Here is a 26,020-nt window from a genome sequence, read left to right on the forward strand (position 1 = left end):
AGCCCAGGCTGTCCCTTTTTTATCAGTCGGCGCGGCCCATGTAGCGCTTTTCTGCGATATGAATGCGGATCTTCTCCCCGCTGACCAGATATTCCGGCACCTGAATTACCAGGCCGGTAGAGAGCGTGGCCGGCTTGGTACGCGAGCTGGCAGAAGCCCCCTTGATACCCGGTGCGGTCTCAACGATCTCCAGATCCACGGTCTGCGGAAGCTCCAGCGCCAGCAGCTGGCCGTCCCAGGTCAGCACCTGGATACCCGGCATACCGCCTTCCGGAATGAACTGCAGCTCTTCTTCAATCTGCTCTTTATTGAAGGTGAACGGCGTGTAGTCTTCGTTATCCATAAACACGTATTCGTTGCCGTCCACGTAGGAGAAGGTCACCTGGCGACGCGACAGGCTGATGGTGTCGAGAATATCGTCACCCTTAAAGCGTTCTTCCACCTTCAGACCAGTGCGCACGTCGGAGAAACGCATTTTGTACAGCGTCGCCGCCCCGCGGGCGCTCGGTGCCTGAATATCAATATCTTTTACCAGCAGCAGTTTGCCGTTGTAATTGATAGCCATACCTTTTTTAACTTCATTCGCTCTTGGCATAAAAACATCCCTTAAAGTGGCAAAAAATATCGCGTCAAGGTACTCGCGGCGTCAGGTGCAGGCAAGCGGAATTGATGGCTTTTGCGTTGCAGCAGTAAACAGGGTAGTGTGCGCAGCATTATTCGCCCGCGCTATGCGTAAATAAACCGATGAGGACTCGAATGGACTGCCGCTCAGACTGTGGTGCCTGCTGCACCGCCCCGTCCATTTCCAGTCCGATCCCCGGTATGCCGAACGGCAAGCCTGCCAACACCCCCTGCGTTCAGCTTGACCAGCACCAGCGCTGTAAAATCTTCGGCTCCCCGCTGCGCCCGAAGGTCTGCGCCGGGCTTCAGCCTGCCGCAGAAATGTGCGGGCGCACCCGCCAACAGGCGATGGAGTACCTGATTCACCTCGAAGCGCTGACCGCCCCATAACGCCCTCATTAATAGATGCTGTAACCCCGCTGAACATAAGCTGAATTTTTTTATCAACCGCCTCGCTCAACTTCAGCTAATTCGTCAACTAAAATCAGATTTGTGCGGCATATCTAAATTTTGTCACGCTATTCACGACTTTGCTTGCCAGCTTTACTGGATATCATGAAACTCCTTGAAACGTTTCAGCGTGGCCGGAGTGAGGTGAACACACAGGCTGGCGCTACATTTCGCAGAATGGCTGAAACGATTCAATTTCAGCAAGCGAGGAGACCTATGTTCGAATTATCTGTGCAGGACATTCATCCCGGCATGCAGGCCGGTAATAAAGAAGAGGCGATCCGTCAGATTGCCGCTGCGCTGGTGCAGGCCGGGAACGTGGCGGATGGCTACGTCAACGGCATGCTGGCCCGCGAGCAGCAGACCTCGACGTTCCTCGGTAACGGCATCGCGATTCCCCACGGCACCACCGACACCCGCGACCAGGTGCTGAAAACCGGCGTGCAGGTGTTCCAGTTCCCGCAGGGCGTGACCTGGGGCGACGATCAGGTAGCGTATGTCGCTATCGGCATCGCTGCCAGCTCCGATGAGCACCTCGGTCTGCTGCGCCAGCTGACCCACGTTCTGAGCGACGATAACGTGGCGGAGGCGCTGAAAACCGCCACTACCGCGGAAGAGCTGCGCGCGCTGCTGATGGGCGAGAAGCAGGTCTCCGGCCTGAAGCTGGATAACGAGATGTTCTCCCTTGACGTTACCGCCAGCGATCTGGTGACGCTTCAGGCGCTGAACGCCGGACGTCTGAGTGAAGCGGGCGCGGTTGATACCACTTTTTTATCCAACGTCATTACCGGCAAGCCGCTGAATCTCGGTCAGGGCATCTGGCTGAACGACAGCCCGGAAGGCAACCTGGCGAGCGCCATCGCCGTCAGCCGTCCGGCCAATATTTTTGAACAGCACGGCGCGACGGTCGGGCTGCTGCTGACCGTGGCCGTGGTTGACGATCAGCCGCTGGCCGTGCTGAACCGCCTGAGCGACCTGCTGCTGGCGAACAAAGCTGACCGTCTGCTGAACGCCGACAGCGCGACGCTGCTGGCGCTGCTTACCAGCGACGACGCGCTGGCTGAAGACGTGCTGAGCGCCGAGTTTACGGTACGCAACGAGCATGGTCTGCACGCCCGTCCGGGCACCGTGCTGGTGAATACCATCAAACAGTTCAACAGCGATATTACCGTCACCAATCTCGACGGCAGCGGCAAACCGGCCAACGGTCGCAGCCTGATGAAAGTGGTGGCGCTTGGCGTGAAGCACGGTCACCGCCTGCGCTTTACCGCCCAGGGCGAAGATGCTGAACAGGCGCTGAAAGCGATTGGCGACGCCATCGCCGCCGGCCTTGGGGAGGGCGCAGCATGAGCAGACGCGTAGCCACAATCACCCTGAACCCGGCCTACGATCTGGTCGGCTACTGCACAGAGATCGAGCGCGGCGAAGTCAACCTGGTGCGTACCACCGGGCTGCATGCAGCAGGCAAAGGTATCAACGTAGCCAAAGTGCTGAAAGATCTTGGTATCGACGTCACCGTCGGCGGCTTCCTCGGTAAAGACAACCAGGATGGTTTTCAGCAGCTGTTCAGCGAGCTGGGCATCGCCAACCGCTTCCAGGTGGTGCAGGGCCGTACCCGCATCAACGTGAAGCTGACGGAAAAAGATGGCGAAGTCACCGATCTGAACTTCTCCGGCTTTGAAGTGACCCCGGCAGACTGGGAGCGTTTCGTTACTGATTCCCTGAGCTGGCTCGGCCAGTTCGATATGGTCTGCGTCAGCGGCAGTCTGCCGTCCGGCGTCAGCCCGGAAGCCTTCACCGACTGGATGACACGTCTGCGCAGCCAGTGCCCGTGCATCATCTTCGACAGCAGCCGCGATGCGCTGGTGGCCGGACTGAAAGCCTCGCCGTGGCTGGTGAAGCCGAACCGTCGCGAGCTGGAAATCTGGGCCGGGCGCAAACTGCCCGAGCTGAAAGATGTGATTGAAGCCGCGCACGCGCTTCGCGAGCAGGGGATCGCCCACGTGGTGATTTCGCTGGGCGAAGAGGGCGCGCTGTGGGTTAACGCCTCCGGCGAATGGATTGCCACACCGCCTTCCGTTGAGGTGGTCAGCACCGTGGGTGCCGGCGACTCGATGGTTGGCGGTCTGATTTACGGTCTGCTGATGCGTGAATCAAGCGAACACACGTTGCGTCTGGCAACGGCCGTCGCGGCGCTGGCGGTGAGCCAGAGCAACGTCGGTATCACTGACAGAACCCAGTTGGCCGCAATGATGGCGCGCGTCGACTTGAAACCCTTTAACTGACAGCAGGAGAGGCATAATGAAAACGCTGCTGATTATTGAATCCGGACTGGGCCAGGCCCGCGCGTACATCGCGAAAACCCTGCTCAGCGCCGCGGCGCAGAAAGCGCACCTTGAGATTATCGACAACCCGAATGACGCCGAGCTGGCCATTGTCGTTGGCAGCGCAATGCCAACTGACAGCGCGCTGAACGGCAAAAACGTGTACCTCGGCGATATCGATCGCGCCGTGGCGCACCCGGAGCTGTTCCTGAGCGAAGCTAAAGACATGGCCCAGCCGTATCAGGCACCGGCGGCGGTTGCCGCCCCGCAGCCTGCCGCGGGCGGTGCGAAGCGTATCGTGGCGGTGACTGCCTGTCCGACCGGCGTGGCGCACACCTTTATGGCGGCAGAAGCCATCGAAACCGAAGCGAAAAAACGCGGCTGGTGGGCGAAGGTGGAAACCCGTGGTTCCGTGGGTGCCGGCAATGCCATCACCCCGGAAGAGATTGCCGACGCCGATCTGGTGATCGTGGCGGCTGACATCGAAGTGGATCTGGCGAAGTTCGCCGGTAAACCGATGTACCGCACCTCGACCGGGCTGGCGCTGAAGAAAACCGCGCAGGAGTTCGACAAAGCGGTAGCCCAGGCGAAGCCGTATCAGCCGGCGGGGCAGAGCAGTGCTGCTGCAACCTCCGACAAAAAAGAGAGCGCGGGTCCGTATCGTCACCTGCTGACCGGCGTTTCCTACATGCTGCCGATGGTGGTTGCGGGCGGTCTGCTGATCGCACTGTCGTTCGTGTTTGGTATCGAAGCCTTTAAAGTCGAAGGTACGCTGGCGGCGGCGCTGATGCAGATCGGCGGCGGCTCCGCGTTTGCCCTGATGGTGCCGGTCCTTGCCGGGTTTATCGCCTTCTCCATTGCTGACCGTCCGGGTCTGACGCCGGGTCTCATCGGCGGTATGCTGGCGGTGAGCACCGGTTCCGGGTTTATCGGCGGTATCATTGCCGGTTTCCTTGCGGGCTACGTGGCGCGTGCAATCAGCACGAAGCTGAAGCTGCCGAACAGCATGGAAGCCCTGAAACCTATCCTGATTATTCCGCTGATCTCAAGCCTGGTCGTAGGGCTGGCGATGATCTACGTCATCGGCAAACCGGTTTCCGGTATCCTGGCGGGTCTGACCCACTGGCTGCAGACGATGGGCACAGCGAATGCGGTCCTGCTCGGGGCGATCCTCGGCGGCATGATGTGTACCGACATGGGCGGTCCGGTGAACAAAGCGGCATACGCGTTTGGCGTGGGCCTGCTGAGTACTCAGACCTATGCACCGATGGCGGCGATCATGGCCGCTGGCATGGTGCCACCGCTGGCGATGGGGCTGGCAACGCTGGTGGCGCGTCGTAAGTTCGACAAAGGCCAGCAGGAAGGTGGTAAAGCCGCGCTGGTACTTGGCCTGTGCTTTATCTCCGAAGGTGCGATTCCGTTCGCGGCGCGCGATCCGATGCGCGTGCTGCCGTGCTGTATCGTCGGCGGTGCGCTGACCGGTGCCATCTCTATGGCGGTAGGCGCTAAGCTGATGGCTCCGCACGGCGGGCTGTTTGTGCTGCTGATCCCAGGCGCAATTACGCCGGTGCTGGGTTACCTGCTGGCGATCGTTGCCGGTACCCTTGTGGCGGGGCTGGCCTATGCCTTCCTGAAACGTCCGGAAAGCGAGCTGGCAGCGAAAGCCGCGTAAGGGTTGTTAAGACAGAGTGAAAAGGGCCGATGCGAATCGGCCCTTTTTTTATGGGGGATGGCTTGAGGCAGGGGGAATTGTAGGGTGGGTAAACGGAGTGCGCCCACCGTTTATCCTGCGCCCCGTTCTGGCATGAGGCTATGGCAGTAATTGTAGGGTGGGTAAGCGTAGCGCACCCACCTTTAACGTGCATCCACCGGGTTTGGCGTGAGGACTATGGCAGGGCGGTGAAGGTTCCGTTCACCGGGGCACGGTATTTACATGGGAACGCTGCCGCACGTGAACGGGTGAAGGGGGCTCGCCGCCGCCCCCTTCACAATCCCGGCTCCCGGCTAAAAAACCGGCCCTGCGGGCTGCCCTTGCCTCCGGCGTTTCGCTTCCGGTCGGGCGCGATACCCCATCCCGGGGCTCGCGCCCTCTGGCGGTTCCCGACCGCCAGCCCGGACTCAACGCCTGCGCCGCGGCGGTTTTGATGCCGGACGGGGCCATCCCTCCGGCATGGGATATATTTCGTGATTTCAGGTGCGCTCGTAGGGTGGGTAAACGAAGTGCACCCACCGCTGAACGCTCCCGCAGTTCCGAGGCAGATAAACGACGTGCACCCACCGTTGACCGGTCAGGCGGCGTGCTGCTGCGCGCGCAGCCAGGCGATCTCTTCGGCCCAGATATCCGGGTTGATGGTTTCGAGGATCATCGGAATATTGTCGAACCGCGGGTCGCGCATGATCCAGGCAAAGGCCTCGTGGCCGATATTGCCTTCGCCAAGGCTGTGGTGGCGGTCAACGCGGCTGCCAAAGGCGCTTTTCGCGTCGTTGAGGTGCATGCCGCGCAGATAGTTAAAACCAACCACGCGCCCGAACTCGGCGAAGGTTTGCTCACACGCTTCTGCGCTGCGCAGGTCGTACCCGGCGGCGAAAGCGTGGCAGGTATCGATGCAGACCCCGACGCGGGATTTATCTTCCACGCCGTCGATGATCGCCGCCAGATGTTCGAAACGGAACCCGAGATTACTGCCCTGACCGGCGGTGTTTTCAATCACCGCCGTCACGCCCGCAGTCTTATCCAGCGCGATGTTGATGGATTCGGCAATGCGCGCCAGACAGTCGTCGACCGGGATCTTCGTCAGGTGACTGCCGGGATGGAAATTGAGCAGCGTCAGCCCGAGCTGCTCGCAGCGCTGCAGTTCATCGATAAACGCTTCGCGGGACTTGTCCAGCGCTTCCTGTTCCGGGTGCCCGAGGTTAATCAGGTAGCTGTCATGCGGCAGGATCTGGCCTGGCTGAAAATTGTGGGTGTCGCAGGCGCGCTTAAAATCGTCAATTGCCGCGGGGGTGAGCGCCGCGGCTTTCCACTGGCGCTGGTTTTTAGTAAACAGCGCAAAAGCGCTGGCATTAATTTCCGCGGCACGGATAGCAGCGTTCGCTACACCGCCTGAGGCGCTGACATGCGCTCCAATAAACTTCATCTGTCGTCTCTCTTCGCAACCCGCAGGGGTAAAAGGCGGTATCATAACCGCTCTTGCCCCGCTGCGTCGCACTGATTACGCCAGCAAATAAGTGACCGCCAGATTGATCGCGCCGCCGCCGATAATCAGCCAGACCAGCAGCACCAGCGCCAGCAGCAGCGGACGTATGCCTGCCTGTTTTAGCGCGCTGATATGCGTGGTCAGCCCCAGCGCCGCCATCGCCATCGTCAGCAGCACGGTGTCCAGCGTCACCAGCGCGTCAACCGCTACCGCAGGCAGCAGATGGAATGAGTTGATGATGGCGACCAGCACAAACAGCAGGGCAAACCACGGCACGGTGATCGTGCCGCCAGCCGCCTCTCCGGCAGGGGCCAGCTGCTTCACCCGCGCGGCGATCAGCAGCAGGAATGGAGCCAGCATCATCACGCGCAGCATTTTGGCAATTACCGCCGCGTTACCTGCATCCGGGGAGACTGCCTCGCCCGCCGCCACCACCTGCGCGACTTCATGCACCGTGGAGCCGATAAACACCCCGTAAGTCTGCGGACTAAACCAGGCTGCCAGCCACGGCCAGAGCAGGGGATAGATAACCATCGACAGGGTGCCAAAAATCACCACCGTGGCGATGGCGACGGTCACTTTGCTGGCTTCGGCTTTCACCACCGGCTCGGTCGCAAGAATTGCCGCCGCGCCGCAGATGCTGCTGCCCGCGCCGATAAGCCAGCTGGTCTGGCGATCCAGCCTGAAGATCTTCTGCCCCAGCCAGCAGGCGAGCATAAAGGTGGTGCTCAGGGTCAGGATATCGATCAGCAGCCCGCTGGCCCCGACCCCGGCGATTTGCCCGAACGTCAGGCGAAAACCGTAGAGAATAATTCCCAGCCGCAGCAAATGTTGCTTCGCGAACAGAACCCCCGGCTCGCAGCGCGGGCTGAGCCGCGGCCACAGGGTATTGCCAATGATCATGCCGGACAAAATTGCGAGGGTCAGGGCGCTCAGCCCGGCACGGGAAAAGGCTGGCAGGGCGCCTGCATATAACGCCACGCCGGTAATCACGGCGCTGCAGGTCAGGCCGGGAACTAATTGCCGCAGCGAGCGGCCAGAATCAGAGAGTGTAAGCGCAGTCATCGTCGCCTCCTTAAATTGAGGAAAGCGTAAGGTCGGCGCGCTTAAAAATAAAATTGATTATATATTTATAATCAACCAATATAAGTGGTAACAACATTGCCTTTATTGCGGAACACCCTATGCACATTACCCTTCGCCAGCTGGAAGTGTTTGCCGAAGTCCTGAAAAGCGGCTCCACCACGCAGGCCTCGCAGATGCTGGCGCTGTCACAGTCGGCGGTCAGTGCCGCGCTGGCGGATCTCGAAGGGCAGCTTGGCGTCCAGCTTTTCGACCGGGTAGGGAAGCGGCTGGTGGTGAACGAGCATGGTCGGCTGCTCTATCCGCGCGTGGTGGCGCTGCTGGAACAGGCGGGGGAGATAGAACAGCTGTTTCGCGAGGACAACGGCGCGATCCGCGTGTACGCCAGCAGCACCATCGGCAACTACATTCTGCCGGAGATCATCGCCCGCTATCGCCGCGATTTCCCTGGCCTGCCGCTGGAGCTGAGCGTCGGCAACAGTCAGGACGTGATTAACGCGGTGGCGGATTTTCGCGTCGATATCGGCCTTATTGAAGGGCCGTGTCATACCGCGGACATCGTGACTGAACCCTGGCTGGAAGACGAGCTGGTAGTGTTTGCCGCCCCCGGTAGCGCGATATTCAACGCGCCGGTGACGCTGGGAAGTCTCGCCGCCGCCCCCTGGATCCTGCGCGAGCGCGGCTCCGGCACCCGGGAAATCGTCGATTATCTGCTGCTGTCGCACCTGCCGCAGTTTCAATTGGGCATGGAGCTAGGCAACTCCGAGGCCATCAAGCACGCCGTGCGCCACGGCCTGGGCATCAGTTGCCTGTCGCGCCGGGTAATCGCCGAGCAGCTGGAAACCGGCTCGCTGGTGGAGGTGCCGGTGCCGCTGCCGCGCCTGGTGCGCACGTTATACCGCATTCGCCATCGTCAGAAGCACCTCTCCAGCGCCCTGATGCGCTTTCTGCGCTACTGCGACATCTGATCCCCAGCCGCCCCCAACGGGCGGCTCGCAAACCCCCATAATCCTGCTTTACTTATAATCCTCGGGCGATCATGAAGCTCTCTTATAACTGCGCATTTATCCCCTGCGGGCGCGGTCTGGTCTGCTACAATCGCGCCTCATTTTTTGGATGGACAAGATATTCCTATGGTTTCGGAATCTAAAACCACACAACAGCCTGCGCTGCGGCGCGAACTAAAGGCGCGCCATCTCACCATGATCGCCATCGGCGGTTCGATCGGTACCGGCCTGTTTGTCGCCTCCGGGGCGACCATCTCCCAGGCGGGTCCGGGCGGAGCGCTGCTCTCCTATATTCTGATTGGCCTGATGGTCTATTTCCTGATGACCAGCCTCGGCGAACTGGCGGCGTACATGCCGGTTTCCGGCTCGTTTGCGACCTACGGGCAAAAATACGTGGAAGAAGGCTTCGGCTTCGCGCTGGGCTGGAACTACTGGTACAACTGGGCGGTGACCATCGCGGTGGATCTGGTGGCGGCACAGCTGGTGATGTCGTACTGGTTCCCGGACACCCCGGGCTGGATCTGGAGCGCGCTGTTCCTCGGCATCATGTTCCTGCTGAACTGGATCTCGGTGAAAGGCTTTGGCGAGGCGGAGTACTGGTTCTCGCTGATTAAGGTCGCTACCGTCGTTATCTTTATCATCGTCGGCATCCTGATGATCGTCGGCATCTTCCAGGGCGCGAAACCGGCGGGCTGGAGCAACTGGTCTGTTGGCGAAGCGCCGTTTGCCGGTGGCTTTGCCGCCATGATTGGCGTGGCGATGATTGTCGGCTTCTCGTTCCAGGGCACCGAGCTTATCGGCATTGCTGCGGGCGAATCCGAAAACCCGGAGAAGAACATCCCGCGCGCGGTGCGTCAGGTGTTCTGGCGTATCCTGCTGTTCTATGTGTTCGCCATCCTGATTATCAGCCTGATTATCCCGTATACCGATCCGAGCCTGCTGCGTAACGATGTGAAAGACATTAGCGTCAGCCCGTTCACCCTGGTGTTTGAACACGCGGGCCTGCTGGGCGCGGCGGCGATCATGAATGCGGTGATCCTGACGGCGGTGCTGTCGGCGGGTAACTCCGGTATGTACGCCTCAACCCGTATGCTCTACACCCTGGCCTGTGACGGCAAAGCGCCGCGCATCTTTGCGAAGCTCTCTCAGGGCGGCGTACCGCGTAACGCGCTGTATGCCACCACGGTGATTGCCGGGCTGTGCTTCCTGACGTCCATGTTTGGCAACCAGACCGTCTACCTGTGGCTGCTCAACACCTCGGGGATGACCGGGTTTATCGCCTGGCTTGGCATCGCCATCAGCCACTACCGTTTCCGTCGCGGCTATGTGATGCAGGGCCACTCGCTGGATAACCTGCCGTACCGCTCGGGCTTCTTCCCGCTGGGGCCGATTTTCGCCTTCGTGCTGTGCCTGATCATCACGCTGGGTCAGAATTATGAAGCCTTCCTGTCAGACACCATTGACTGGGGCGGCGTGGCGGCGACCTACATCGGTATCCCGCTGTTCCTGATTATCTGGTTTGGCTATAAGTTCACCCGCGGCACCCGCTTCGTGGCCTATCGCGATATGGAATTCCCGGAACGCTTTACCAAATAATCCCCATCCCCTCCTGCATCCGCAGGAGGGGAGTCTGCTTTTCCCGCCCGTTTCCCCGTCGATTGCTGCTAATCCCGCCAGATGACCGTTTCTTTACAGTAATAGTATTGATAAGGATTATCATTTGCTTTATCGTTTGCCGCACTTGTAACAGGACGTAAACAACCCGGCGGCCATTCATATAAATAAGCATCCCATTCATGGGGTTAAGTCTCGCCTGTACCTGTTACATAACATTACGCTTGCGCTGCCGTGCAGCGAGCGACCCCTGTGAGCAATACCTTATTTGCAGTTGTGTTTACCTCATGGAGAAATGGAATGTTTAGGTTGAATGCTGTAATGCGCGGAGGCCTGTGCGCGTCTCTGTTTACCCTGGCGCTGCCGGTTCTGGCGGTTGATGATAACGCCGATACCATGGTGGTCACGGCGTCAGCAACGGAACAGAATCTGAAGGACGCGCCCGCCAGTATCAGCGTCATTACTCAGGAAGATCTGCAGCGCCGTCCGGTGAATAATTTGAAGGACGTGCTGCAGGAGATCCCCGGCGTTCAGCTCACTAACGAAGGCGATAACCGCAAAGGGGTCAGCCTGCGCGGCCTCAGCAGCAGCTACACCCTGATTCTGGTAGACGGTAAGCGCGTTAACTCCCGCAATGTGGTATTCCGCCACAACGATTTCGATCTCAACTGGGTGCCGGTGGAAGCCATCGAACGCATTGAAGTGGTGCGCGGCCCGATGTCCTCCCTTTACGGTTCAGACGCGCTCGGCGGCGTGGTGAACATCATCACCAAAAAAGTCGGCAGCGGCTGGCACGGCTCGGTGACCGCCGATACCACCATTCAGGAACACCGCGACCGCGGCGATACCCACAAAGGGCAGTTCTTCACCAGCGGCCCGCTGATTGACGATCTGCTGGGGGTGAAGGTGTACGGCAACCTGTCAAAGCGTGAAAAGGATCAGCAGCAGGATTCCACGAGCAGCGCCAGCGGCGAATCGCCGCGTATCGAAGGCTTCACCAGCCGCGATGCCAACGTGGAATTTGCCCTGACGCCGCATGAAAACCACGACTTCAACTTCGGCTACGGCTTTAACCGTCAGGACCGCGATTCCGACTCGCTGGATAAAAACCGTCTGGAGCGCCAGAACTACTCGCTGGGCCACAACGGGCGCTGGGATCTGGGTAACAGCGAGCTGAAGTTCTACGGCGAAAAAGTGGATAACAAAAATCCGGGCAGCCAGGGCATTACCTCCGAGAGCAACGCCGTGGACGGCAAATTCATGCTGCCGCTGGGTGAAATCAACCAGATGCTGACCTTCGGCGGAGAGTGGCGTCACGACAAACTGAGCGATCCGGTTAACCTGACCGGCGGCTCCAGCAGCAAAACCTCTGCCACCCAGTACGCCCTGTTCCTGGAAGACGAATGGCGCATTATCGATCCGCTGGCGCTGACCGCGGGCCTGCGTATGGACGATCACGAAACCTACGGCGATCACTGGAGCCCGCGTGCCTACCTCGTCTATAACGCCACCGATACCGTAACGGTGAAAGGGGGCTGGTCAACCGCCTTTAAAGCGCCGTCCCTGCTGCAGCTTAGCCCGGACTGGACCACCGGTTCGTGCCGCGGCAGCTGCCAGATCGTCGGTAGCCCTGAGCTGAAGCCGGAAACCAGCGAGAGCTATGAGATCGGTATTTACTATGCGGGGGAAGAGGGCTGGCTGGAGGGCGTTGATGCCAGCATCACCACGTTCCAGAACGATATCGACGATATGATCGGTATCAACCGCACCGCTAATCGCGGGCTGGCACCGTCTTATGACAACTTCGTTGGCTTTGATGATGAAACCGGTAACCCGATATTCCGCTACTACAACGTCAATAAGGCGCGTATTCGCGGGGTGGAAACCGAACTGAAAATACCGTTCGATGACCAGTGGAAGCTGACGCTGAACTACACCTATAACGACGGGCGCGATCTCAGCGACGGCGGTAACAAACCGCTCTCCGAGTTACCGCTGCACACCGCTAACGGAACGGTAGACTGGAAGCCGCTGGCCGACTGGTCATTCTATGTTTCCGCCAACTATACCGGTGAGAAGCGCACCACCACCACCGACGGCCCGACGCCGGGCGGGTACGTGATCTGGAACGCGGGTGGCGCATGGCAGGCGACGAAAAACGTCAAGCTGCGCGCCGGGGTGATGAACCTGGGTGATAAAGATCTCAGCCGCGACGATTACAGCTACAACGAAGACGGCCGCCGCTACTTCCTGGCGATGGATTACCGTTTCTGACGGGAGCCTGAAGGTGGGTGCGCTGCGCTTACCCACCCTACCGGTTTCAGGGCGGGCCCTGGGCGGGGTAGGGCGGGTAAGCTTGCGCACCCGCCGTTTACCATGCGCACCCGCCGTTTAGCACAGGCATAACCCGGTCAACGACCGGGTTTTTTTATGAAAACAAATGCTGCGCGTGGAAACGCAGGTGGTCTTCGACAAAGCTGGCGATGAAGTAGTAGCTGTGGTCATACCCCGGCTGCATCCGCAGTTCCAGCGGCCAGCCTTTGGCCTTCGCCACCGCCGCCAGGCGCTCAGGCTTCAGCTGCCCTTCAAGGAAATTGTCGCTCTCGCCCTGATCGATAAGCGTCGGCAGCATCGCATCGGCATTTTCCATCAGGGCACAGCTGTCCCACGCCTGCCACGCCGCACGGTCATCGCCGAGATAGGCGCTGAACGCCTTCTCACCCCAGGGCACCGCCGCCGGATTGACAATAGGCGCAAAGGCCGATACCGACCGGAAGCGGCCCGGATTTTTCAGCGCCATCACCAGCGCCCCGTGACCGCCCATCGAATGCCCGAAAATGGATTCTCGCTCGCCAACCGTGAAGTGACTGCGGATCAACGCCGGCAGCTCATCGCGCAGGTAGTCATACATCCGGTAGTGCGCCGCCCAGGGTTCACGGGTGGCGTTGAGATAAAACCCGGCACCTTTACCCAGATCGTAAGCGTCATCATCCGCCACCGCGTCGCCGCGCGGGCTGGTATCCGGCATCACCAGCACGATACCCAGCTCTGCCGCCACGCGCTGCGCTCCGGCTTTGGTGGTGAAGTTCTCATCGTTGCAGGTCAGGCCTGACAGCCAGTAAAGCACCGGCGGCGGCGCGTCGTGGCGCGCTGGCGGAATAAAAATACTGAATGTCATCTCGCACTGGAGCACCGACGAAGTATGGCGCCAGCGCTGCTGCTGGCCTGCAAAAATACGATGTTCTTCAACCATTTCCATCCGGGTTCTCCTCTTTCATTGATGGCATAACCCTAAGTGTCCGTGCGGTTTCGCATTAACGCAAGGAATGGATTAAGCCAGCAGAGGTTTTACTTCTCCTGCTAACTTATCTGCGGCATCATGCTGATAACAAAAATATAACAAGAGGACAGGCCGTGGCGCTGCGTATTGCAATGAGTGGCTTTCTGGCACTGGTGGTGGTGATGGGCATCGGGCGCTTTGCCTTTACGCCCCAGGTGCCGCTGATGATCCGCGACGGCGAACTGACCCTGACGTCGGCCGGGCTGGTGGCCGCCTGTAACTACCTCGGTTATCTGGTGGGCGCCTGGGATGCGATGCGCGCCACTACGCGCGTTGAGTGGCGGTTACATGGCGGCGTCTGGGGCGCCGTGGCGCTCACGCTGCTTTCAGCCGTCGCCAATGACGCGCTGTTACACGGCGTACTGCGCTTCGTGATTGGCTGCATGAGCGGCTGGGGGCTGGTGCTCATCGCTGCCTGGACTAACGAACAGCTGGCGCACCACGGCAGGCCGGGACTCAGCGCCGCGGTGTTTGCCGGGCCGGGGGCGGGTATTGCCCTCAGCGGCCTGCTGGCGCTGGGCGTTCAGTCTTACGGGATGCCCGCCTGGGGCGGCTGGCTGGTGTACGGCGTGCTGGCGCTGGTGCTGATCGCGCTTATCGCCCGCAACCTGCCGGGGCGCGGCGAGCTGCACCGCCCGGAGAGCGCGCCGCCGCCGCTGATGTTAACTCCTGGCCTGAGAAAGCTGGTGTGGAGCTACAGCCTGGCGGGTTTTGGTTACATCCTGCCCGCGACGTTTTTGTCGCAGATGGCGGCGCAGCGTTTTCCCGGTAGCCTGTTCGCCCAGTTTGTCTGGCCGGTGTTCGGCATCGCGGCGGTGGTCGGCATCGCGCTCAGCATCCTGCTGCGCCATCGCCTGCTGAGCAATCATCGCCTGGCGCTGGTGCTCTGGCTGCAGGGCATCGGCGTGAGCGCGGCCGCCAGCCTGCCGGGTATGGCCGGGCTGGTAACCGGCTCGCTGCTGGTGGGCGGCGGCTTTCTCTGCGCGGTACAGCTCTCCATGCAGTACGGTCGCGAACTGGCCCCGGCGCACAGCCGCTATATGGCGGGGCTGCTGACCACCGGTTACGCCCTCGGACAGCTTGTCGGGCCGGTGACCTCGTCGCTGGCGACCGCGCTGCTGCACCGTCTCGAACCGGCGCTCTGGCTGGCCGGGGCGGCGCTGTTTATCGGCGGGCTGCTGGTGTGGCATCGTGATGAATAAAAGGATTCAGCAATTTCAATAATTATCACCATGAATAGCTGGATTCTGAAAACGCGCTCGCGCACAATGTGGCAACACTCTGTCCCATGCAGGGCAGAGGTTAGCCCCACCTGCCGGAGAAAAAATCATGTCATCACTCAGTAAAGAAGCCGCCCTGGTTCATGAGGCGTTAGTGTCCCGCGGTCTTGAAACCCCGCTTCGTCCGCCCGTTCATGAACTGGACAACGAGACGCGCCGGAGCCTGATCGCCGGTCATATGACCGAGATCATGAAGCTGCTGAACCTGGATTTGAGCGATGACAGCCTCGCGGAAACCCCGCACCGTATCGCCAAAATGTACGTGAATGAGATTTTCTCTGGTCTGGACTACGCTAACTTCCCGAAAATCACCATCATTGAAAACAAAATGAAGGTCGATGAGATGGTCACGGTGCGCGACATTACCTTTACCAGCACCTGCGAACACCATTTCGTGACCATCGACGGCAAAGCGACCGTCGCCTATATTCCTAAAGACGGCGTTATCGGCCTGTCGAAGATCAACCGCATCGTGCAGTTCTTCGCGCAGCGCCCGCAGGTGCAGGAGCGTCTGACCCAGCAGGTGCTGATTGCCCTGCAGACGCTGCTTGGCACCAACAATGTCGCCGTGTCGATGGATGCGGTGCACTACTGTGTGAAAGCGCGCGGCGTGCGCGATGCCACCAGTGCCACCACCACCACCTCGCTGGGCGGACTGTTCAAGTCCAGCCAGAACACCCGTCAGGAATTCCTGCGCGCGGTACGTCACCACAGCAACTAACAGGGCGGGATACGCATGGAGAGAAATGTCACGCTGGATTTCGTTCGTGGCGTTGCCATCCTGGGTATCCTGTTGCTCAATATCGTCGCCTTTGGTCTGCCTAAGGCGGCGTATCTTAATCCCGCCTGGTATGGCGACATCACCTCCCGCGATGCCTGGACCTGGGCGATCCTCGACCTGTTTGCGCAGGTAAAATTCCTCACCCTGTTTGCCCTGCTGTTTGGCGCGGGCCTGCAGATACTGCTGGCGCGCGGTAAGCGCTGGATCCAGTCGCGCCTCTCCCTGCTGCTGCTGCTCGGGTTCGCCCACGCCATTCTGCTGTGGGATGGCGATATTTTGCTGGCTTACGGGCTGATTGGGCTGGTGATCTGGCGCATGATCCGTGACGCTCCCAGCGGCAAATCGCTGTTTAACATGGGCGTGGTGCTCTATCTGGCGGGCGTGTTTGTGCTGCTGCTGCTGGGCCTCATTTCCGGCAACCAGACCAGCCGCTCCTGGGTGCCGGATCTGGCGAATCTGCAGTATGAGCAGCTGTGGAAGCTCAACGGCGGGGCAGAGGCTATCGATAACCGCCTCGATCTGCTGGCGAACAATCTGCTGGCGCTGGGCGCGCAGTACGGCTGGCAGCTTGCCGGCATGATGCTGATGGGGGCGGCGCTGATGCGTAGCGGCTGGCTGCGCGGTCAGTTCAGCCTCAGCCACTACCGGCGCTGCGCCGCTATCCTGATCCCCCTCGGCATGGCCATTAACCTGCCGGCAATCGTGGCCCAGTGGCAGCTCGGCTGGGATTTCCGCTGGTGCGGCTTCCTGCTGCAGACGCCGCGCGAGCTGAGCGCGCCGTTTCAGACCATCGGCTATGCCGCGCTGGCGTTTGGCTTCTGGCCGCAGCTGGCACGCTTTCGCCTGACCAGCGCCGTGGCCTGCGTGGGCCGCATGGCGCTTACCAATTACCTGCTGCAAACCCTCATCTGTACCACGCTGTTCTATCGATTCGATCTGTTTATGAAATTCGACCGTCTGTCGCTGCTGGCCTTCGTGCCGGCGGTGTGGGCCGTTAACCTGCTGCTCTCTGTAGTGTGGCTGCGCTATTTCCGCCAGGGGCCGGTAGAGTGGGCCTGGCGCCAGCTGACGCGTCTTACCTGCGGCAGTGCTGTAACTGATACATCCAGATAACGATCAAGATCACAATCATTAACAAAACGGATGTAACCGTTTTCAAGCATGTGATTTCCCTCACGCAGCGTCCGCCTGCACGCTGCCAGAATAGCGCCTCGTCCTGAACAGGGAGGTGCCTGTGCGTTGCTGCTCAATTCAAAAAGGTGATGTCTATGATCACCATTCGTGATGTTGCCCGTCAGGCGGGCGTCTCCGTCGCGACCGTTTCCCGCGTGCTGAACAACAGCGCGCTGGTCAGCCCGGATACCCGCGACGCCGTGATGCAGGCGGTTTCCCAGCTTGGCTATCGACCCAACGCGAACGCGCAGGCGCTGGCGACGCAGGTCAGCGATACCATTGGCGTGGTGGTGATGGACGTGTCCGACGCCTTCTTCGGTGCGCTGGTGAAAGCGGTGGATATGGTGGCGCAGCAGCACAACAAGTACGTGCTGATCGGCAACAGCTATCACGAAGCGGAGAAGGAGCGGCATGCGATTGAGGTGCTTATCCGCCAGCGCTGCAGTGCGCTGATCGTGCACTCCAAAGCGTTGGGAGATGACGAGCTGGCGGCCTTTATGGAGCACATGCCGGGGATGGTGCTGATCAACCGCATCGTGCCGGGGTACGAACACCGCTGCGTCGGGCTGGACAACATTGCCGGGGCGATGATGGCAACGCGTTTACTGCTGGCGCAGGGCCACCAGCGGGTTGGCTATCTGGCGTCCAGCCACAGTATTGAAGATGACGCCCAGCGGCGCGAAGGCTGGCTGCGCGCGCTGGCGGAGCAGGGCATTACCCCTTCCGACAGCTGGATTGGCACCGGATCGCCGGATATGCAGGGCGGCGAGGCCGCGATGGTGGAACTGCTCGGCCGCAATTTACAGCTCAGCGCGGTATTCGCCTACAACGACAGTATGGCCGCCGGGGCGCTGACCACCCTCAAAGACAACGGCATCGCCGTGCCGCAGCAGCTTTCACTCATTGGTTTCGATGATATTCCCATTGCCCGGTACACCGATCCGCAGCTCACGACAGTGCGTTATCCGGTGGTGTCGATGGCGCGTCTGGCTACCGAGCTGGCCCTGCAGGGGGCGGCGGGAATGCTGGATCGCGAGGCGACGCATTGCTTTATGCCGACGGTAGTAAGACGCCATTCTGTGGCCTCGAAACAAAGTGTGGCGCCGATCACTAACTGATTATCTGACGTGATGTAACCGTTTTCAATCTGTGAGTAAATTCACAGATTATTAACAAGGCGGTGTCTATAGTGACAGCGTTTTCAGGGCTGAAACGCTATGTAACGGTGATTAATCGTTTTAACCATAGTCATTACCTCTAAAACATCTAAAAAAACGCAGTTCTGGAGCGTTACCGAACACGGAAGAAAAAACTTTAGTCAGTGAACTTCGGCATTCAGTAACGTCTCATTAACATTGCTGTCCTGCCGCCAGTTATACACTCGAACTACCCTGCATAAAACCGGAGATACCATGAATAAGAAGGTGTTAACCCTGTCCGCCGTGATGTCTTGTATGCTGTTTGGGGCGGCTGCCAATGCTGCTGATACCCGCATCGGTGTGACCATCTATAAGTATGACGACAACTTTATGTCCGTTGTGCGCAAGGCCGTCGAGAAGGAAGCCAAAGCCTCCCCGGATGTTCAGCTGCTGATGAACGACTCGCAGAACGACCAGTCCAAACAGAACGACCAGATCGACGTACTGCTGGCAAAAGGGGTTAAATCCCTGGCGATTAACCTGGTAGACCCGGCTGCTGCAGGGACCGTTATCGAGAAAGCGCGCGGCCAGAATGTGCCGATCGTCTTCTTCAACAAAGAGCCGGCCCGCAAAGCGCTCGACAGCTATGACAAAGCGTTTTACGTCGGTACCGACTCCAAAGAATCCGGCATTATTCAGGGCGACCTGATTGCCAAGCACTGGGCAGCAAACCAGGGCTGGGATCTGAACAAAGACGGTCAGATCCAGTTCGTCCTGCTGAAAGGCGAGCCGGGCCACCCGGATGCTGAAGCACGTACCACTTACGTGATCAAAGAGCTGAACGACAAAGGCCTGAAAACCCAGCAGCTGCAGATGGATACCGCCATGTGGGATACCGCTATGGCTAAAGACAAAATGGACGCGTGGCTCTCTGGCCCGAACGCCAACAAAATTGAAGTCGTGATCGCCAACAACGATGCGATGGCAATGGGTGCCGTGGAAGCGCTGAAAGCACACAATAAATCCAGCATTCCGGTATTCGGTGTTGATGCCCTGCCAGAAGCGCTGGCGCTGGTGAAATCCGGTGCGCTGGCCGGTACCGTGCTGAACGATGCGAACAACCAGGCGAAAGCGACCTTCGATCTGGCGAAAAACCTGGCCGACGGTAAAGAAGCCGCAGCCGGTACCAACTGGAAAATCGAAAATAAAGTCGTGCGTATCCCGTACGTTGGGGTTGATAAAGAAAACCTCGCGCAGTTCAGCAATAAATAAAAGTCAGCACGATATTCCTGGGCGCACGTTGTGCGCCCTTTTAGACGCTTACGCGTAAACATTATATACGCCGTCAGGGTTAACTATGGTCAGCAATAATACGCAATCGGCAGGCGAATACTTGTTGGAAATGAGCGGTATCAACAAGACATTCCCCGGCGTTAAGGCACTCGATAATGTGAACCTTAAGGTGCGTCCGCACTCTATTCACGCGCTGATGGGCGAGAATGGGGCGGGCAAATCCACATTGCTCAAATGCCTTTTCGGGATCTATAAAAAAGATTCCGGCAGTATTCTTTTTCAGGGACAAGAGATTGATTTCCAGTCGGCCAAAGAGGCGCTGGAAAACGGTATTTCGATGGTGCATCAGGAACTGAACCTGGTATTACAGCGTTCGGTTATGGATAACATGTGGCTGGGGCGTTACCCCACCAAAGGCGTATTTGTCGATCAGGACAAAATGTACCGCGATACCAAAGCGATCTTTGACGAGCTGGATATTGATATCGATCCGCGCGCGCGCGTGGGTACGCTTTCCGTATCGCAGATGCAGATGATCGAAATCGCCAAAGCGTTTTCCTACGATGCCAAAATCGTCATTATGGACGAGCCCACCTCGTCGCTGACGGAAAAAGAAGTTAACCACCTGTTCTCTATTATTCGTAAGCTGAAAGAGCGTGGCTGCGGTATTGTTTATATCTCTCATAAGATGGAAGAGATATTCCAGCTGTGCGATGAAATTACCATTCTGCGCGACGGTCAGTGGATCGCCACCCAGCCGCTGGAAGGGCTGGACATGGATAAGATCATCGCCATGATGGTCGGCCGCTCGCTCAACCAGCGCTTCCCGGATAAAGAGAACCAGCCGGGTGAAGTGATCCTTGAGGTGCGCAACCTGACTTCGCTGCGCCAGCCGTCAATTCGTGATGTCTCTTTCGACCTGCATAAAGGTGAAATTCTTGGCATCGCCGGGCTGGTTGGGGCGAAGCGTACCGATATTGTGGAAACGCTGTTCGGTATTCGCGAGAAGTCCGGCGGCACTATTTCCCTGCACGGTAAGAAAATTAATAACCACACCGCCAACGAAGCGATTAATCATGGCTTCGCGTTGGTAACCGAAGAACGCCGTTCGACCGGGATCTATGCCTATCTCGATATTGGTTTTAACTCGTTAATTTCCAATATTCGTAACTATAAAAGCAAAATCGGCCTGCTTGATACTTCACGCATGAAAAGCGATACCCAGTGGGTAATCGACTCTATGCGCGTAAAAACGCCGGGGCATCATACCCAGATCGGTTCCTTGTCCGGGGGTAACCAGCAGAAGGTGATTATTGGTCGCTGGCTGTTAACCCAGCCGGAAATACTGATGCTTGATGAACCGACCCGCGGTATTGACGTCGGCGCGAAGTTTGAAATTTATCAGCTGATTGCCGAACTGGCGAAGAAAGGGAAGGGGATCATTATTATCTCCTCCGAAATGCCGGAGCTGTTAGGCATCACAGACCGTATTCTGGTTATGAGCAATGGCCTCGTCTCCGGAATTGTTGACACCAAAACGACAACGCAAAACGAAATACTGCGTCTTGCGTCTTTGCACCTTTAAGATCAGGGGCTCCTCATGAGTGCGTTAAATAAGAAAAGTTTTCTTACTTATCTGAAAGAAGGCGGTATTTACGTCGTCCTTTTAGTGTTATTAGCCATTATTATTTTCCAGGATCCCACATTCTTAAGTCTGCTCAACCTGAGTAACATTCTGACCCAGTCGTCGGTGCGTATTATTATCGCCCTCGGCGTGGCCGGGCTTATCGTGACCCAGGGTACTGACCTGTCAGCCGGTCGCCAGGTGGGTCTGGCGGCGGTGGTAGCGGCAACGCTGCTACAGTCGATGGAGAACGCCAACAAGGTGTTCCCGGAGATGGCAACCATGCCGATTGCGCTGGTGATCCTGATCGTCTGCGCCATTGGTGCCATTATCGGTCTGATTAACGGCATTATCATTGCCTATCTGAACGTGACGCCGTTTATTACCACCCTCGGCACCATGATTATCGTTTACGGTATCAACTCCCTGTACTACGACTTCGTGGGCGCATCGCCGATTTCGGGCTTCGACAGTGGATTCTCGACCTTCACCCAGGGATTTATCGCCATGGGCAGCTTCCGCCTCTCCTACATCACCTTCTACGCCCTGATTGCGGTGGCGTTCGTCTGGGTGCTGTGGAACAAAACCCGCTTCGGTAAGAACATCTTCGCCATCGGTGGTAACCCGGAAGCGGCGAAAGTGTCAGGCGTAAACGTCGCGCTGAACCTGCTGATGATCTATGCCCTGTCAGGCGTGTTCTATGCCTTCGGCGGGCTGCTGGAAGCGGGCCGTATCGGCTCTGCCACCAACAACCTCGGCTTTATGTATGAGCTGGACGCCATTGCCGCCTGCGTGGTGGGTGGCGTATCGTTCAGCGGCGGTGTGGGCACTGTGTTTGGCGTGGTGACCGGGGTGATCATCTTCACCGTGATCAACTATGGCCTTACCTATATCGGCATCAACCCTTACTGGCAGTACATCATCAAGGGCGCAATCATTATCTTCGCCGTCGCCCTGGATTCACTGAAGTACGCGCGTAAAAAATAACAAATACGTGGTTATCGTCCTGCCCCCGCTTGCGGGGGCTTTTTTTTATTCCGCGTTCTGCATTCCCAGCGCCAGCGTGTGTGCCGGGTCGAACAGCGAGACGCTCTCCACTTCGCTCAACAGCACCACCTTGCGAAAATCCAGCGCCGACTGTGGCTCAGACGTGAGGTCGATGTCGTGGCTGGCATACCAGGCACTGTAGTTGTTCTCCACCACAAAGCTGCCCTTATGGCGATCGCGATAGCCGCTGAGCATCGGGACCAGCACCAGGTTGTTAGTATCGAAGCTGTCGAACGTTGCCCGGTGCACCATACCGATATACACCCGTTGGGATTTGAGCGTGACCCACGCCAGCTGACCTGTCTCCATGCACTGGTACAGCAGCCCTTCAAAACCGTTGGTGCGCGACAGCTGCTTATACAGCTTGCGTCGGCCCAGGCTGTCGAGGCGGGCGCTGCCTGCCCAGTTGGAGCGATAGAGGCAGAACAGCACCGCAAACGACAGCATGATCACCACCGGTGCCTGAATACCCAGGAAGCTCCAGGTCATAAAATCGACGTGGTAATTATGCGTTTCCGGGCCGAACATTCCCGGCAGGGCGTTCATACCGAGCGAGGCAAGCAGGAGCAGGATCCACAGCAGGGCGGTAGCAAGAATGCCCTGCAGGACGAAGATACAGCCGTAGAGCGCCACCAGGAAATAGACATCCCAGCCTGAGGTGCGTTTGAATTTGAAGCGGGTCGAGAGATCGGTACTGGTGTACCAGTAGCCGCAGACCATTAATACCATAAAGATTGCCGTACCCACGTTAAGCCCTCTTCAGCGATTCAACGTGACGGGCAAAATCTTCTTTAACCGCCTTACAGTGGATATTGACCCGCGCATTGCCATCTTCATCAATGACAATCCGCGCGCCATCATCGATAGCATCCTGGACATCTTCCCGGCTCAGAACCTGAACCAGTTTTTCGGGACTGGTAAAAAGTGAACGAAATAATCTCATAGGTAAAAACCTCCTCGGCAGAAAGTATAGGAGGTCAGACCGGGTTTACGGATAAAGTCTGTGGGTTATAGAACATTCCTGGGAAATAGGGCGACGCGCAGCGAAAGACGCGTCGCCAGAGGCGGGTTACTCTTTGGACGTGTCCGGGGCAGTATGGCCGGGCGTCAGCTCGTCGTCGCCGGTGATACGACGTTTTTCACTGTCGGCCTGATAGAAGTAGTTCCAGCAGGTCACGAACAGCGCAGCGATCAGCGGCCCGATCACAAAGCCGTTGATGCCGTAGATGCTAAGCCCGCCGAGTGTGGCAATCAGGATCAGCCAGTCCGGCATGCGAATGTCTTTCCCCACCAGCAACGGACGCAGCAGGTTGTCTGACAGACCGACCACCACCACAAACCACAGCGTCAGCAGGACGCCTTTCACCACCATACCGGTAGCGAACAGATAGATGGCCGCAGGGATCCAGATAAGCGCGGTGCCTACCGCCGGGATCAGCGACAGGAACGCCATCAGCGCGCCCCACAGCAGGCTGGCTTCGATACCGGCAAACCAGAACGCGACCCCACCGAGAATACCCTGCACCACGGCGACCACAATGGTGCCTTTTACCGTTGCCCTGGCGACCGCGGCAAAACGGGCAAACAGGCGGTACTTCATGTGGTTATCCAGCGGAATGGCTTTGAAGATCAACTCTACCAGCCGCGCGCCGTCTTTCAGGAAGAAGAACAGCAGATAGAGCATCACGCCGAAGCCGATAGCGACGCTGAAGGTGTTGCGGCCAATGAGCATCACGCTACCGGCAGCGTACTGGCTGCCCTGCAGCGCCATATCCGACAGCCTGGTGCGGATGGCGGGCAGGTTATCCACCTGATAGTCGGCCATGATGCGGCGCGCCCAGTCCGGCAGATAACTGACGACGTCATTGAACAGCGAAGTCATGGTGGCGTTATCGCCCTGCATTGAGCGATAGACGGTGTTGAACTCACTCGCCAGCGACGAGGTGATCATCACCAGTGGAGTAAACACGATCAGGCAGATCAGCAGCAGCGTGAGCAGCGAGGCGAGGCCGTTTCTGCCGCCGGTGGTGCGGCTGAGCCAGATTTTCGTTCTGTAGAAGATGACGGCCAGAATCGCGGCCCACAGCACCGGGGAGCTGTAGGGGCGTAAAATATTAAAAAACGCCAGCGTAACCAGCGCGAGAATCAACCCAAAAAGGATTTTTGAGGTTCGTCCTGTAAGCATGTGACTTCCTTATTTTTCGACATGTTGCACAGAGTATGGCCCATAAGCGTGGTTTGGGCGCAATCCCACAGCCGGCAACAAACGGGCGGTTATTTACTGTTTTGCAGTTCTAGCAGTTGTTCCGGGGTGACGGCCGGATAGCCCTGAGCATCTTCCGGCACTTCATGCGCTGCCGGAATGGGCACCAGCGGTCCGAGGAAACGCGGTTCACGTTTGAAGAGATAAAGGTCGGCCAGCGCCCCAAGCCGGGCGCCAAATTCGCGCACCCGCACCGTCAGCATGTCTTTCGGTGACGGCACGGCGTAACACTGGGCCTGAATACCCATGTGCAGCGCAATGAACAGCGCACGCTCGCAGTGAAAGCGCTGGGTAATGATGATGAAGTCGTTGGTGTCGAACACTTTGCGGGTGCGGACGATAGAATCCAGCGTGCGGAAACCGGCGTAATCCAGCACGATATCCGCAGGATCGACGCCGGCGGCAATCAAATCCTTACGCATCGTCATCGGCTCGTTATAGCTTTGCTGGGCGTTATCGCCGCTCAGCAGCAGGTAGTTCACCTTGCCGCTGTTATAGGCATTAATTGCGCCCTGAATGCGGTAGCGGTAGTACTGATTGATAACGCCGGTGCGGTAATACTTGGCGGTGCCGAGCACCACGCCGACCTGGCGATAGGGCAGATCCTGCAGCTCATCATAGACCCAGGGGGAGGTTTTCCAGCTGATCCAGCGATCGAGAACAAGCGCCGATAACAGCAGTAAGCCGATGATGACTAACAGGCTGTATAACGCACGCTTAAACATGGAAGTGACTCAAATGCGGATGAAATTTCACCCCAAGGCTACTGTAAGCGCGGGGTTTCGGCAACCGGTGGCGATGCGGTTGCGCTAAATTTCACCGCATCGCACACCGGTATCAGGCGATTGTCAGACGTTCGACGCGCTCGCAGCCCACGGATTTCAGCGTTGCCACGGTGGCGTCCCACTGCATCAGCGTCGCGTCGGCTTTCTCCGCCAGCACCGCGCGGGTGATGTCAGCATAGTCGTAGCCGCTCAGGCTCAGCACGTTAAGAGCGCATTGCAGCGGCGGCAGCGTCGGGTTGAATGCGGCGTTTTCCGCGTAGCTGCCGGTGAACACCGTGCCGTCCTGCATCTCAATGGCGATGCCGGATGGCGAGTTACTGTAGGGCGCGTGGCTGCGGTTGGCAGCAGCCAGTGCGGCCTGGCTCAGCGCGTCGCCTTCGGCGTGCAGACCGTGGGACTGCGGGTCCATCAGCAGGTGGACGATCTCCAGATCGCGCGGGCCGAACGCATCTGGCAGGTAGTCACCCAGCGTGGCGCTGGTGCGGCCCGGCAGGTTGATGCGCAGGGTCAGGCCGCTGTTCAGCTCGTTCATAAACTGGCGGCAGTGCCCGCACGGCGTGTAGTTGACGGTGAGCGCTGCCAGCTGCGTCTCACCGCGCATCCAGGCGTGGCTGATGGCGCTCTGCTCGGCGTGGACCGTCTGCTGCATGGTGGTGCCCGGGAATTCCATGTTACCGCCGAAGTAGAGATTGCCGCTGACGCCGCGCGCTACCGCGCCGACGTTAAAATGCGAAATCCCGGTGCGTGCACAGGCAGCAGCCAGCGGTAGCAGGGCGAAGGCCAGCGCGTCATCATCGAGGCCACTTCGTTTCTTCAGCCCGGTTGCCTGGTCGGCGGTAAACATTGCCGGGAAATGATCATGGTCGAGCAGGAGAGCAAGCGCGGATTGCAGATCTGCCGTCAGCTGTTCAAACGATGAGTGAAAACGTGAGTGCATGGCTACGCCTCTTAGCAAAAATAGAACCATCAAAATCGGGATCGTAGTTTACGGGCCCGGTT

23 protein-coding genes are annotated in these 26,020 nt (G+C 58.6%); 14 read left to right on the top strand and 9 right to left on the bottom strand.

The genetic code is table 11. The features are described from left to right. Positions 1-22: 22 nt before the first annotated feature. Positions 23-595 carry an elongation factor P-like protein YeiP gene (yeiP, locus tag ET34_RS0107055; protein ID WP_031520686.1) on the bottom strand — a complete coding sequence of 191 codons (573 nt, stop codon included), beginning with the start codon at positions 593-595 and terminating at the stop codon, positions 23-25. A 161-nt stretch (positions 596-756) separates the two neighbouring features. Here yeiP and ET34_RS0107060 point away from each other — a divergent pair, with 161 nt between their 5' ends. The 4 genes from ET34_RS0107060 (at position 757) to fruA (ending at position 5,067) form a co-directional block, all read left to right on the top strand. Then, the gene (locus ET34_RS0107060) at positions 757-1,011 is read left to right on the top strand and encodes a YkgJ family cysteine cluster protein (RefSeq protein ID WP_031520688.1); all 255 of its coding nucleotides are present in this window, start codon (positions 757-759) and stop codon (positions 1,009-1,011) included. A 276-nt stretch (positions 1,012-1,287) separates the two neighbouring features. Then, positions 1,288-2,421, top strand: coding sequence for a fused PTS fructose transporter subunit IIA/HPr protein (gene fruB, locus ET34_RS0107065; RefSeq protein WP_031520690.1), 1,134 nt, complete (start codon positions 1,288-1,290; stop codon positions 2,419-2,421). Continuing rightward, on the top strand, positions 2,418-3,356 hold the full coding sequence (fruK, locus tag ET34_RS0107070; protein WP_031520692.1) for a 1-phosphofructokinase: 939 nt from the start codon (positions 2,418-2,420) through the stop codon (positions 3,354-3,356). The genes fruB and fruK overlap by 4 nt, the downstream gene beginning before the upstream one ends. 16 nt (positions 3,357-3,372) lie before the next feature. Beyond that, entirely contained in the window at positions 3,373-5,067 is a 1,695-nt protein-coding gene (gene fruA, locus ET34_RS0107075; RefSeq protein ID WP_031520694.1) for a PTS fructose transporter subunit IIBC, read from the top strand. Between the two features lie 616 nt (positions 5,068-5,683). Here the strand turns inward: fruA and nfo are convergent. Then, positions 5,684-6,532 carry a deoxyribonuclease IV gene (gene nfo / locus ET34_RS0107080; protein WP_031520696.1) on the bottom strand — a complete coding sequence of 283 codons (849 nt, stop codon included), beginning with the start codon at positions 6,530-6,532 and terminating at the stop codon, positions 5,684-5,686. A gap of 75 nt (positions 6,533-6,607) precedes the next feature. Beyond that, positions 6,608-7,657 (bottom strand): YeiH family putative sulfate export transporter, encoded by a 1,050-nt coding sequence (locus ET34_RS0107085; RefSeq protein WP_031520697.1) that lies wholly within the window; start codon positions 7,655-7,657, stop codon positions 6,608-6,610. Between the two features lie 119 nt (positions 7,658-7,776). Here ET34_RS0107085 and yieE point away from each other — a divergent pair, with 119 nt between their 5' ends. The 3 genes from yieE (at position 7,777) to cirA (ending at position 12,570) form a co-directional block, all read left to right on the top strand. Next, a complete protein-coding gene (yieE, locus tag ET34_RS0107090; protein ID WP_031520699.1) occupies positions 7,777-8,643 on the top strand; it encodes a DNA-binding transcriptional regulator YeiE in 867 nt (288 codons plus the stop codon). Between the two features lie 165 nt (positions 8,644-8,808). Next, the gene (locus ET34_RS0107095) at positions 8,809-10,278 is read left to right on the top strand and encodes an amino acid permease (protein ID WP_031520701.1); all 1,470 of its coding nucleotides are present in this window, start codon (positions 8,809-8,811) and stop codon (positions 10,276-10,278) included. 318 nt (positions 10,279-10,596) lie between these two features. Then, a complete protein-coding gene (gene cirA / locus ET34_RS0107105) occupies positions 10,597-12,570 on the top strand; it encodes a catecholate siderophore receptor CirA (RefSeq protein WP_031520704.1) in 1,974 nt (657 codons plus the stop codon). 154 nt (positions 12,571-12,724) lie between these two features. On the opposite strand, the gene fghA is transcribed toward cirA, so the two are convergent. Further along, positions 12,725-13,555 carry an S-formylglutathione hydrolase gene (gene fghA, locus ET34_RS0107110; RefSeq protein WP_031520705.1) on the bottom strand — a complete coding sequence of 277 codons (831 nt, stop codon included), beginning with the start codon at positions 13,553-13,555 and terminating at the stop codon, positions 12,725-12,727. Positions 13,556-13,710: 155 nt separating this feature from the next. Between fghA and ET34_RS0107115 the strand changes: the two genes are divergently transcribed. The 7 genes from ET34_RS0107115 to mglC all read left to right on the top strand — a co-directional run bounded on the left by ET34_RS0107115 (position 13,711) and on the right by mglC (position 21,913). After that, complete coding sequence (locus ET34_RS0107115; protein WP_031520706.1) at positions 13,711-14,838, top strand: YbfB/YjiJ family MFS transporter; 1,128 nt, start codon at positions 13,711-13,713, stop codon at positions 14,836-14,838. Positions 14,839-14,965: 127 nt separating this feature from the next. Then, positions 14,966-15,637: a GTP cyclohydrolase I FolE gene (gene folE / locus ET34_RS0107120; protein ID WP_031520707.1), complete on the top strand. Its 672-nt coding sequence runs from the start codon at positions 14,966-14,968 to the stop codon at positions 15,635-15,637. A 15-nt stretch (positions 15,638-15,652) separates the two neighbouring features. Then, positions 15,653-16,810 (top strand): DUF418 domain-containing protein YeiB, encoded by a 1,158-nt coding sequence (gene yeiB, locus ET34_RS0107125; RefSeq protein ID WP_031520709.1) that lies wholly within the window; start codon positions 15,653-15,655, stop codon positions 16,808-16,810. A 155-nt stretch (positions 16,811-16,965) separates the two neighbouring features. After that, positions 16,966-17,988 (top strand): HTH-type transcriptional regulator GalS, encoded by a 1,023-nt coding sequence (galS, locus tag ET34_RS0107130; RefSeq protein ID WP_031520711.1) that lies wholly within the window; start codon positions 16,966-16,968, stop codon positions 17,986-17,988. Positions 17,989-18,282: 294 nt separating this feature from the next. Then, entirely contained in the window at positions 18,283-19,281 is a 999-nt protein-coding gene (gene mglB, locus ET34_RS0107135; RefSeq protein ID WP_031520713.1) for a galactose/glucose ABC transporter substrate-binding protein MglB, read from the top strand. 85 nt (positions 19,282-19,366) lie between these two features. Further along, complete coding sequence (gene mglA, locus ET34_RS0107140) at positions 19,367-20,887, top strand: galactose/methyl galactoside ABC transporter ATP-binding protein MglA (protein ID WP_031520715.1); 1,521 nt, start codon at positions 19,367-19,369, stop codon at positions 20,885-20,887. Between the two features lie 15 nt (positions 20,888-20,902). Further along, positions 20,903-21,913 carry a galactose/methyl galactoside ABC transporter permease MglC gene (gene mglC / locus ET34_RS0107145; protein ID WP_031520717.1) on the top strand — a complete coding sequence of 337 codons (1,011 nt, stop codon included), beginning with the start codon at positions 20,903-20,905 and terminating at the stop codon, positions 21,911-21,913. Positions 21,914-21,958: 45 nt separating this feature from the next. Here mglC and ET34_RS0107150 read toward each other — a convergent pair whose 3' ends face one another. The 5 genes from ET34_RS0107150 to cdd all read right to left on the bottom strand — a co-directional run bounded on the left by ET34_RS0107150 (position 21,959) and on the right by cdd (position 25,958). Continuing rightward, the gene (locus ET34_RS0107150; RefSeq protein WP_031520719.1) at positions 21,959-22,720 is read right to left on the bottom strand and encodes a hypothetical protein; all 762 of its coding nucleotides are present in this window, start codon (positions 22,718-22,720) and stop codon (positions 21,959-21,961) included. A 1-nt stretch (position 22,721) separates the two neighbouring features. Next, entirely contained in the window at positions 22,722-22,916 is a 195-nt protein-coding gene (locus tag ET34_RS21630) for a hypothetical protein (protein ID WP_072001983.1), read from the bottom strand. Positions 22,917-23,042: 126 nt separating this feature from the next. Then, entirely contained in the window at positions 23,043-24,158 is a 1,116-nt protein-coding gene (locus ET34_RS0107160) for an AI-2E family transporter (protein ID WP_031520721.1), read from the bottom strand. A gap of 89 nt (positions 24,159-24,247) precedes the next feature. Next, positions 24,248-24,961, bottom strand: coding sequence for an outer membrane permeability protein SanA (gene sanA, locus ET34_RS0107165; protein ID WP_031520722.1), 714 nt, complete (start codon positions 24,959-24,961; stop codon positions 24,248-24,250). Between the two features lie 112 nt (positions 24,962-25,073). Beyond that, positions 25,074-25,958 carry a cytidine deaminase gene (cdd, locus tag ET34_RS0107170; RefSeq protein ID WP_031520724.1) on the bottom strand — a complete coding sequence of 295 codons (885 nt, stop codon included), beginning with the start codon at positions 25,956-25,958 and terminating at the stop codon, positions 25,074-25,076. Positions 25,959-26,020 lie beyond the last annotated feature (62 nt).

This window comes from Siccibacter colletis (assembly GCF_000696575.1).
GTDB lineage: Bacteria > Pseudomonadota > Gammaproteobacteria > Enterobacterales > Enterobacteriaceae > Siccibacter > Siccibacter colletis.

What these genes read in the sequence shown, in the direction of transcription:
- ET34_RS0107095 (WP_031520701.1), top strand. Translation starts at nt 8,809, where the DNA reads ATGGTTTCGGAATCTAAAACCACACAACAGCCTGCGCTGCGGCGCGAA.
- mglB (WP_031520713.1), top strand. Translation starts at nt 18,283, where the DNA reads ATGAATAAGAAGGTGTTAACCCTGTCCGCCGTGATGTCTTGTATGCTG.
- cirA (WP_031520704.1), top strand. Translation starts at nt 10,597, where the DNA reads ATGTTTAGGTTGAATGCTGTAATGCGCGGAGGCCTGTGCGCGTCTCTG.
- fruA (WP_031520694.1), top strand. Translation starts at nt 3,373, where the DNA reads ATGAAAACGCTGCTGATTATTGAATCCGGACTGGGCCAGGCCCGCGCG.
- fruK (WP_031520692.1), top strand. Translation starts at nt 2,418, where the DNA reads ATGAGCAGACGCGTAGCCACAATCACCCTGAACCCGGCCTACGATCTG.
- nfo (WP_031520696.1), bottom strand. Translation starts at nt 6,532, where the DNA reads ATGAAGTTTATTGGAGCGCATGTCAGCGCCTCAGGCGGTGTAGCGAAC.
- ET34_RS21630 (WP_072001983.1), bottom strand. Translation starts at nt 22,916, where the DNA reads ATGAGATTATTTCGTTCACTTTTTACCAGTCCCGAAAAACTGGTTCAG.
- mglC (WP_031520717.1), top strand. Translation starts at nt 20,903, where the DNA reads ATGAGTGCGTTAAATAAGAAAAGTTTTCTTACTTATCTGAAAGAAGGC.
- fghA (WP_031520705.1), bottom strand. Translation starts at nt 13,555, where the DNA reads ATGGAAATGGTTGAAGAACATCGTATTTTTGCAGGCCAGCAGCAGCGC.
- fruB (WP_031520690.1), top strand. Translation starts at nt 1,288, where the DNA reads ATGTTCGAATTATCTGTGCAGGACATTCATCCCGGCATGCAGGCCGGT.
- mglA (WP_031520715.1), top strand. Translation starts at nt 19,367, where the DNA reads ATGGTCAGCAATAATACGCAATCGGCAGGCGAATACTTGTTGGAAATG.
- sanA (WP_031520722.1), bottom strand. Translation starts at nt 24,961, where the DNA reads ATGTTTAAGCGTGCGTTATACAGCCTGTTAGTCATCATCGGCTTACTG.
- ET34_RS0107160 (WP_031520721.1), bottom strand. Translation starts at nt 24,158, where the DNA reads ATGCTTACAGGACGAACCTCAAAAATCCTTTTTGGGTTGATTCTCGCG.
- ET34_RS0107060 (WP_031520688.1), top strand. Translation starts at nt 757, where the DNA reads ATGGACTGCCGCTCAGACTGTGGTGCCTGCTGCACCGCCCCGTCCATT.
- ET34_RS0107085 (WP_031520697.1), bottom strand. Translation starts at nt 7,657, where the DNA reads ATGACTGCGCTTACACTCTCTGATTCTGGCCGCTCGCTGCGGCAATTA.
- yieE (WP_031520699.1), top strand. Translation starts at nt 7,777, where the DNA reads ATGCACATTACCCTTCGCCAGCTGGAAGTGTTTGCCGAAGTCCTGAAA.
- galS (WP_031520711.1), top strand. Translation starts at nt 16,966, where the DNA reads ATGATCACCATTCGTGATGTTGCCCGTCAGGCGGGCGTCTCCGTCGCG.
- yeiB (WP_031520709.1), top strand. Translation starts at nt 15,653, where the DNA reads ATGGAGAGAAATGTCACGCTGGATTTCGTTCGTGGCGTTGCCATCCTG.
- yeiP (WP_031520686.1), bottom strand. Translation starts at nt 595, where the DNA reads ATGCCAAGAGCGAATGAAGTTAAAAAAGGTATGGCTATCAATTACAAC.
- folE (WP_031520707.1), top strand. Translation starts at nt 14,966, where the DNA reads ATGTCATCACTCAGTAAAGAAGCCGCCCTGGTTCATGAGGCGTTAGTG.
- cdd (WP_031520724.1), bottom strand. Translation starts at nt 25,958, where the DNA reads ATGCACTCACGTTTTCACTCATCGTTTGAACAGCTGACGGCAGATCTG.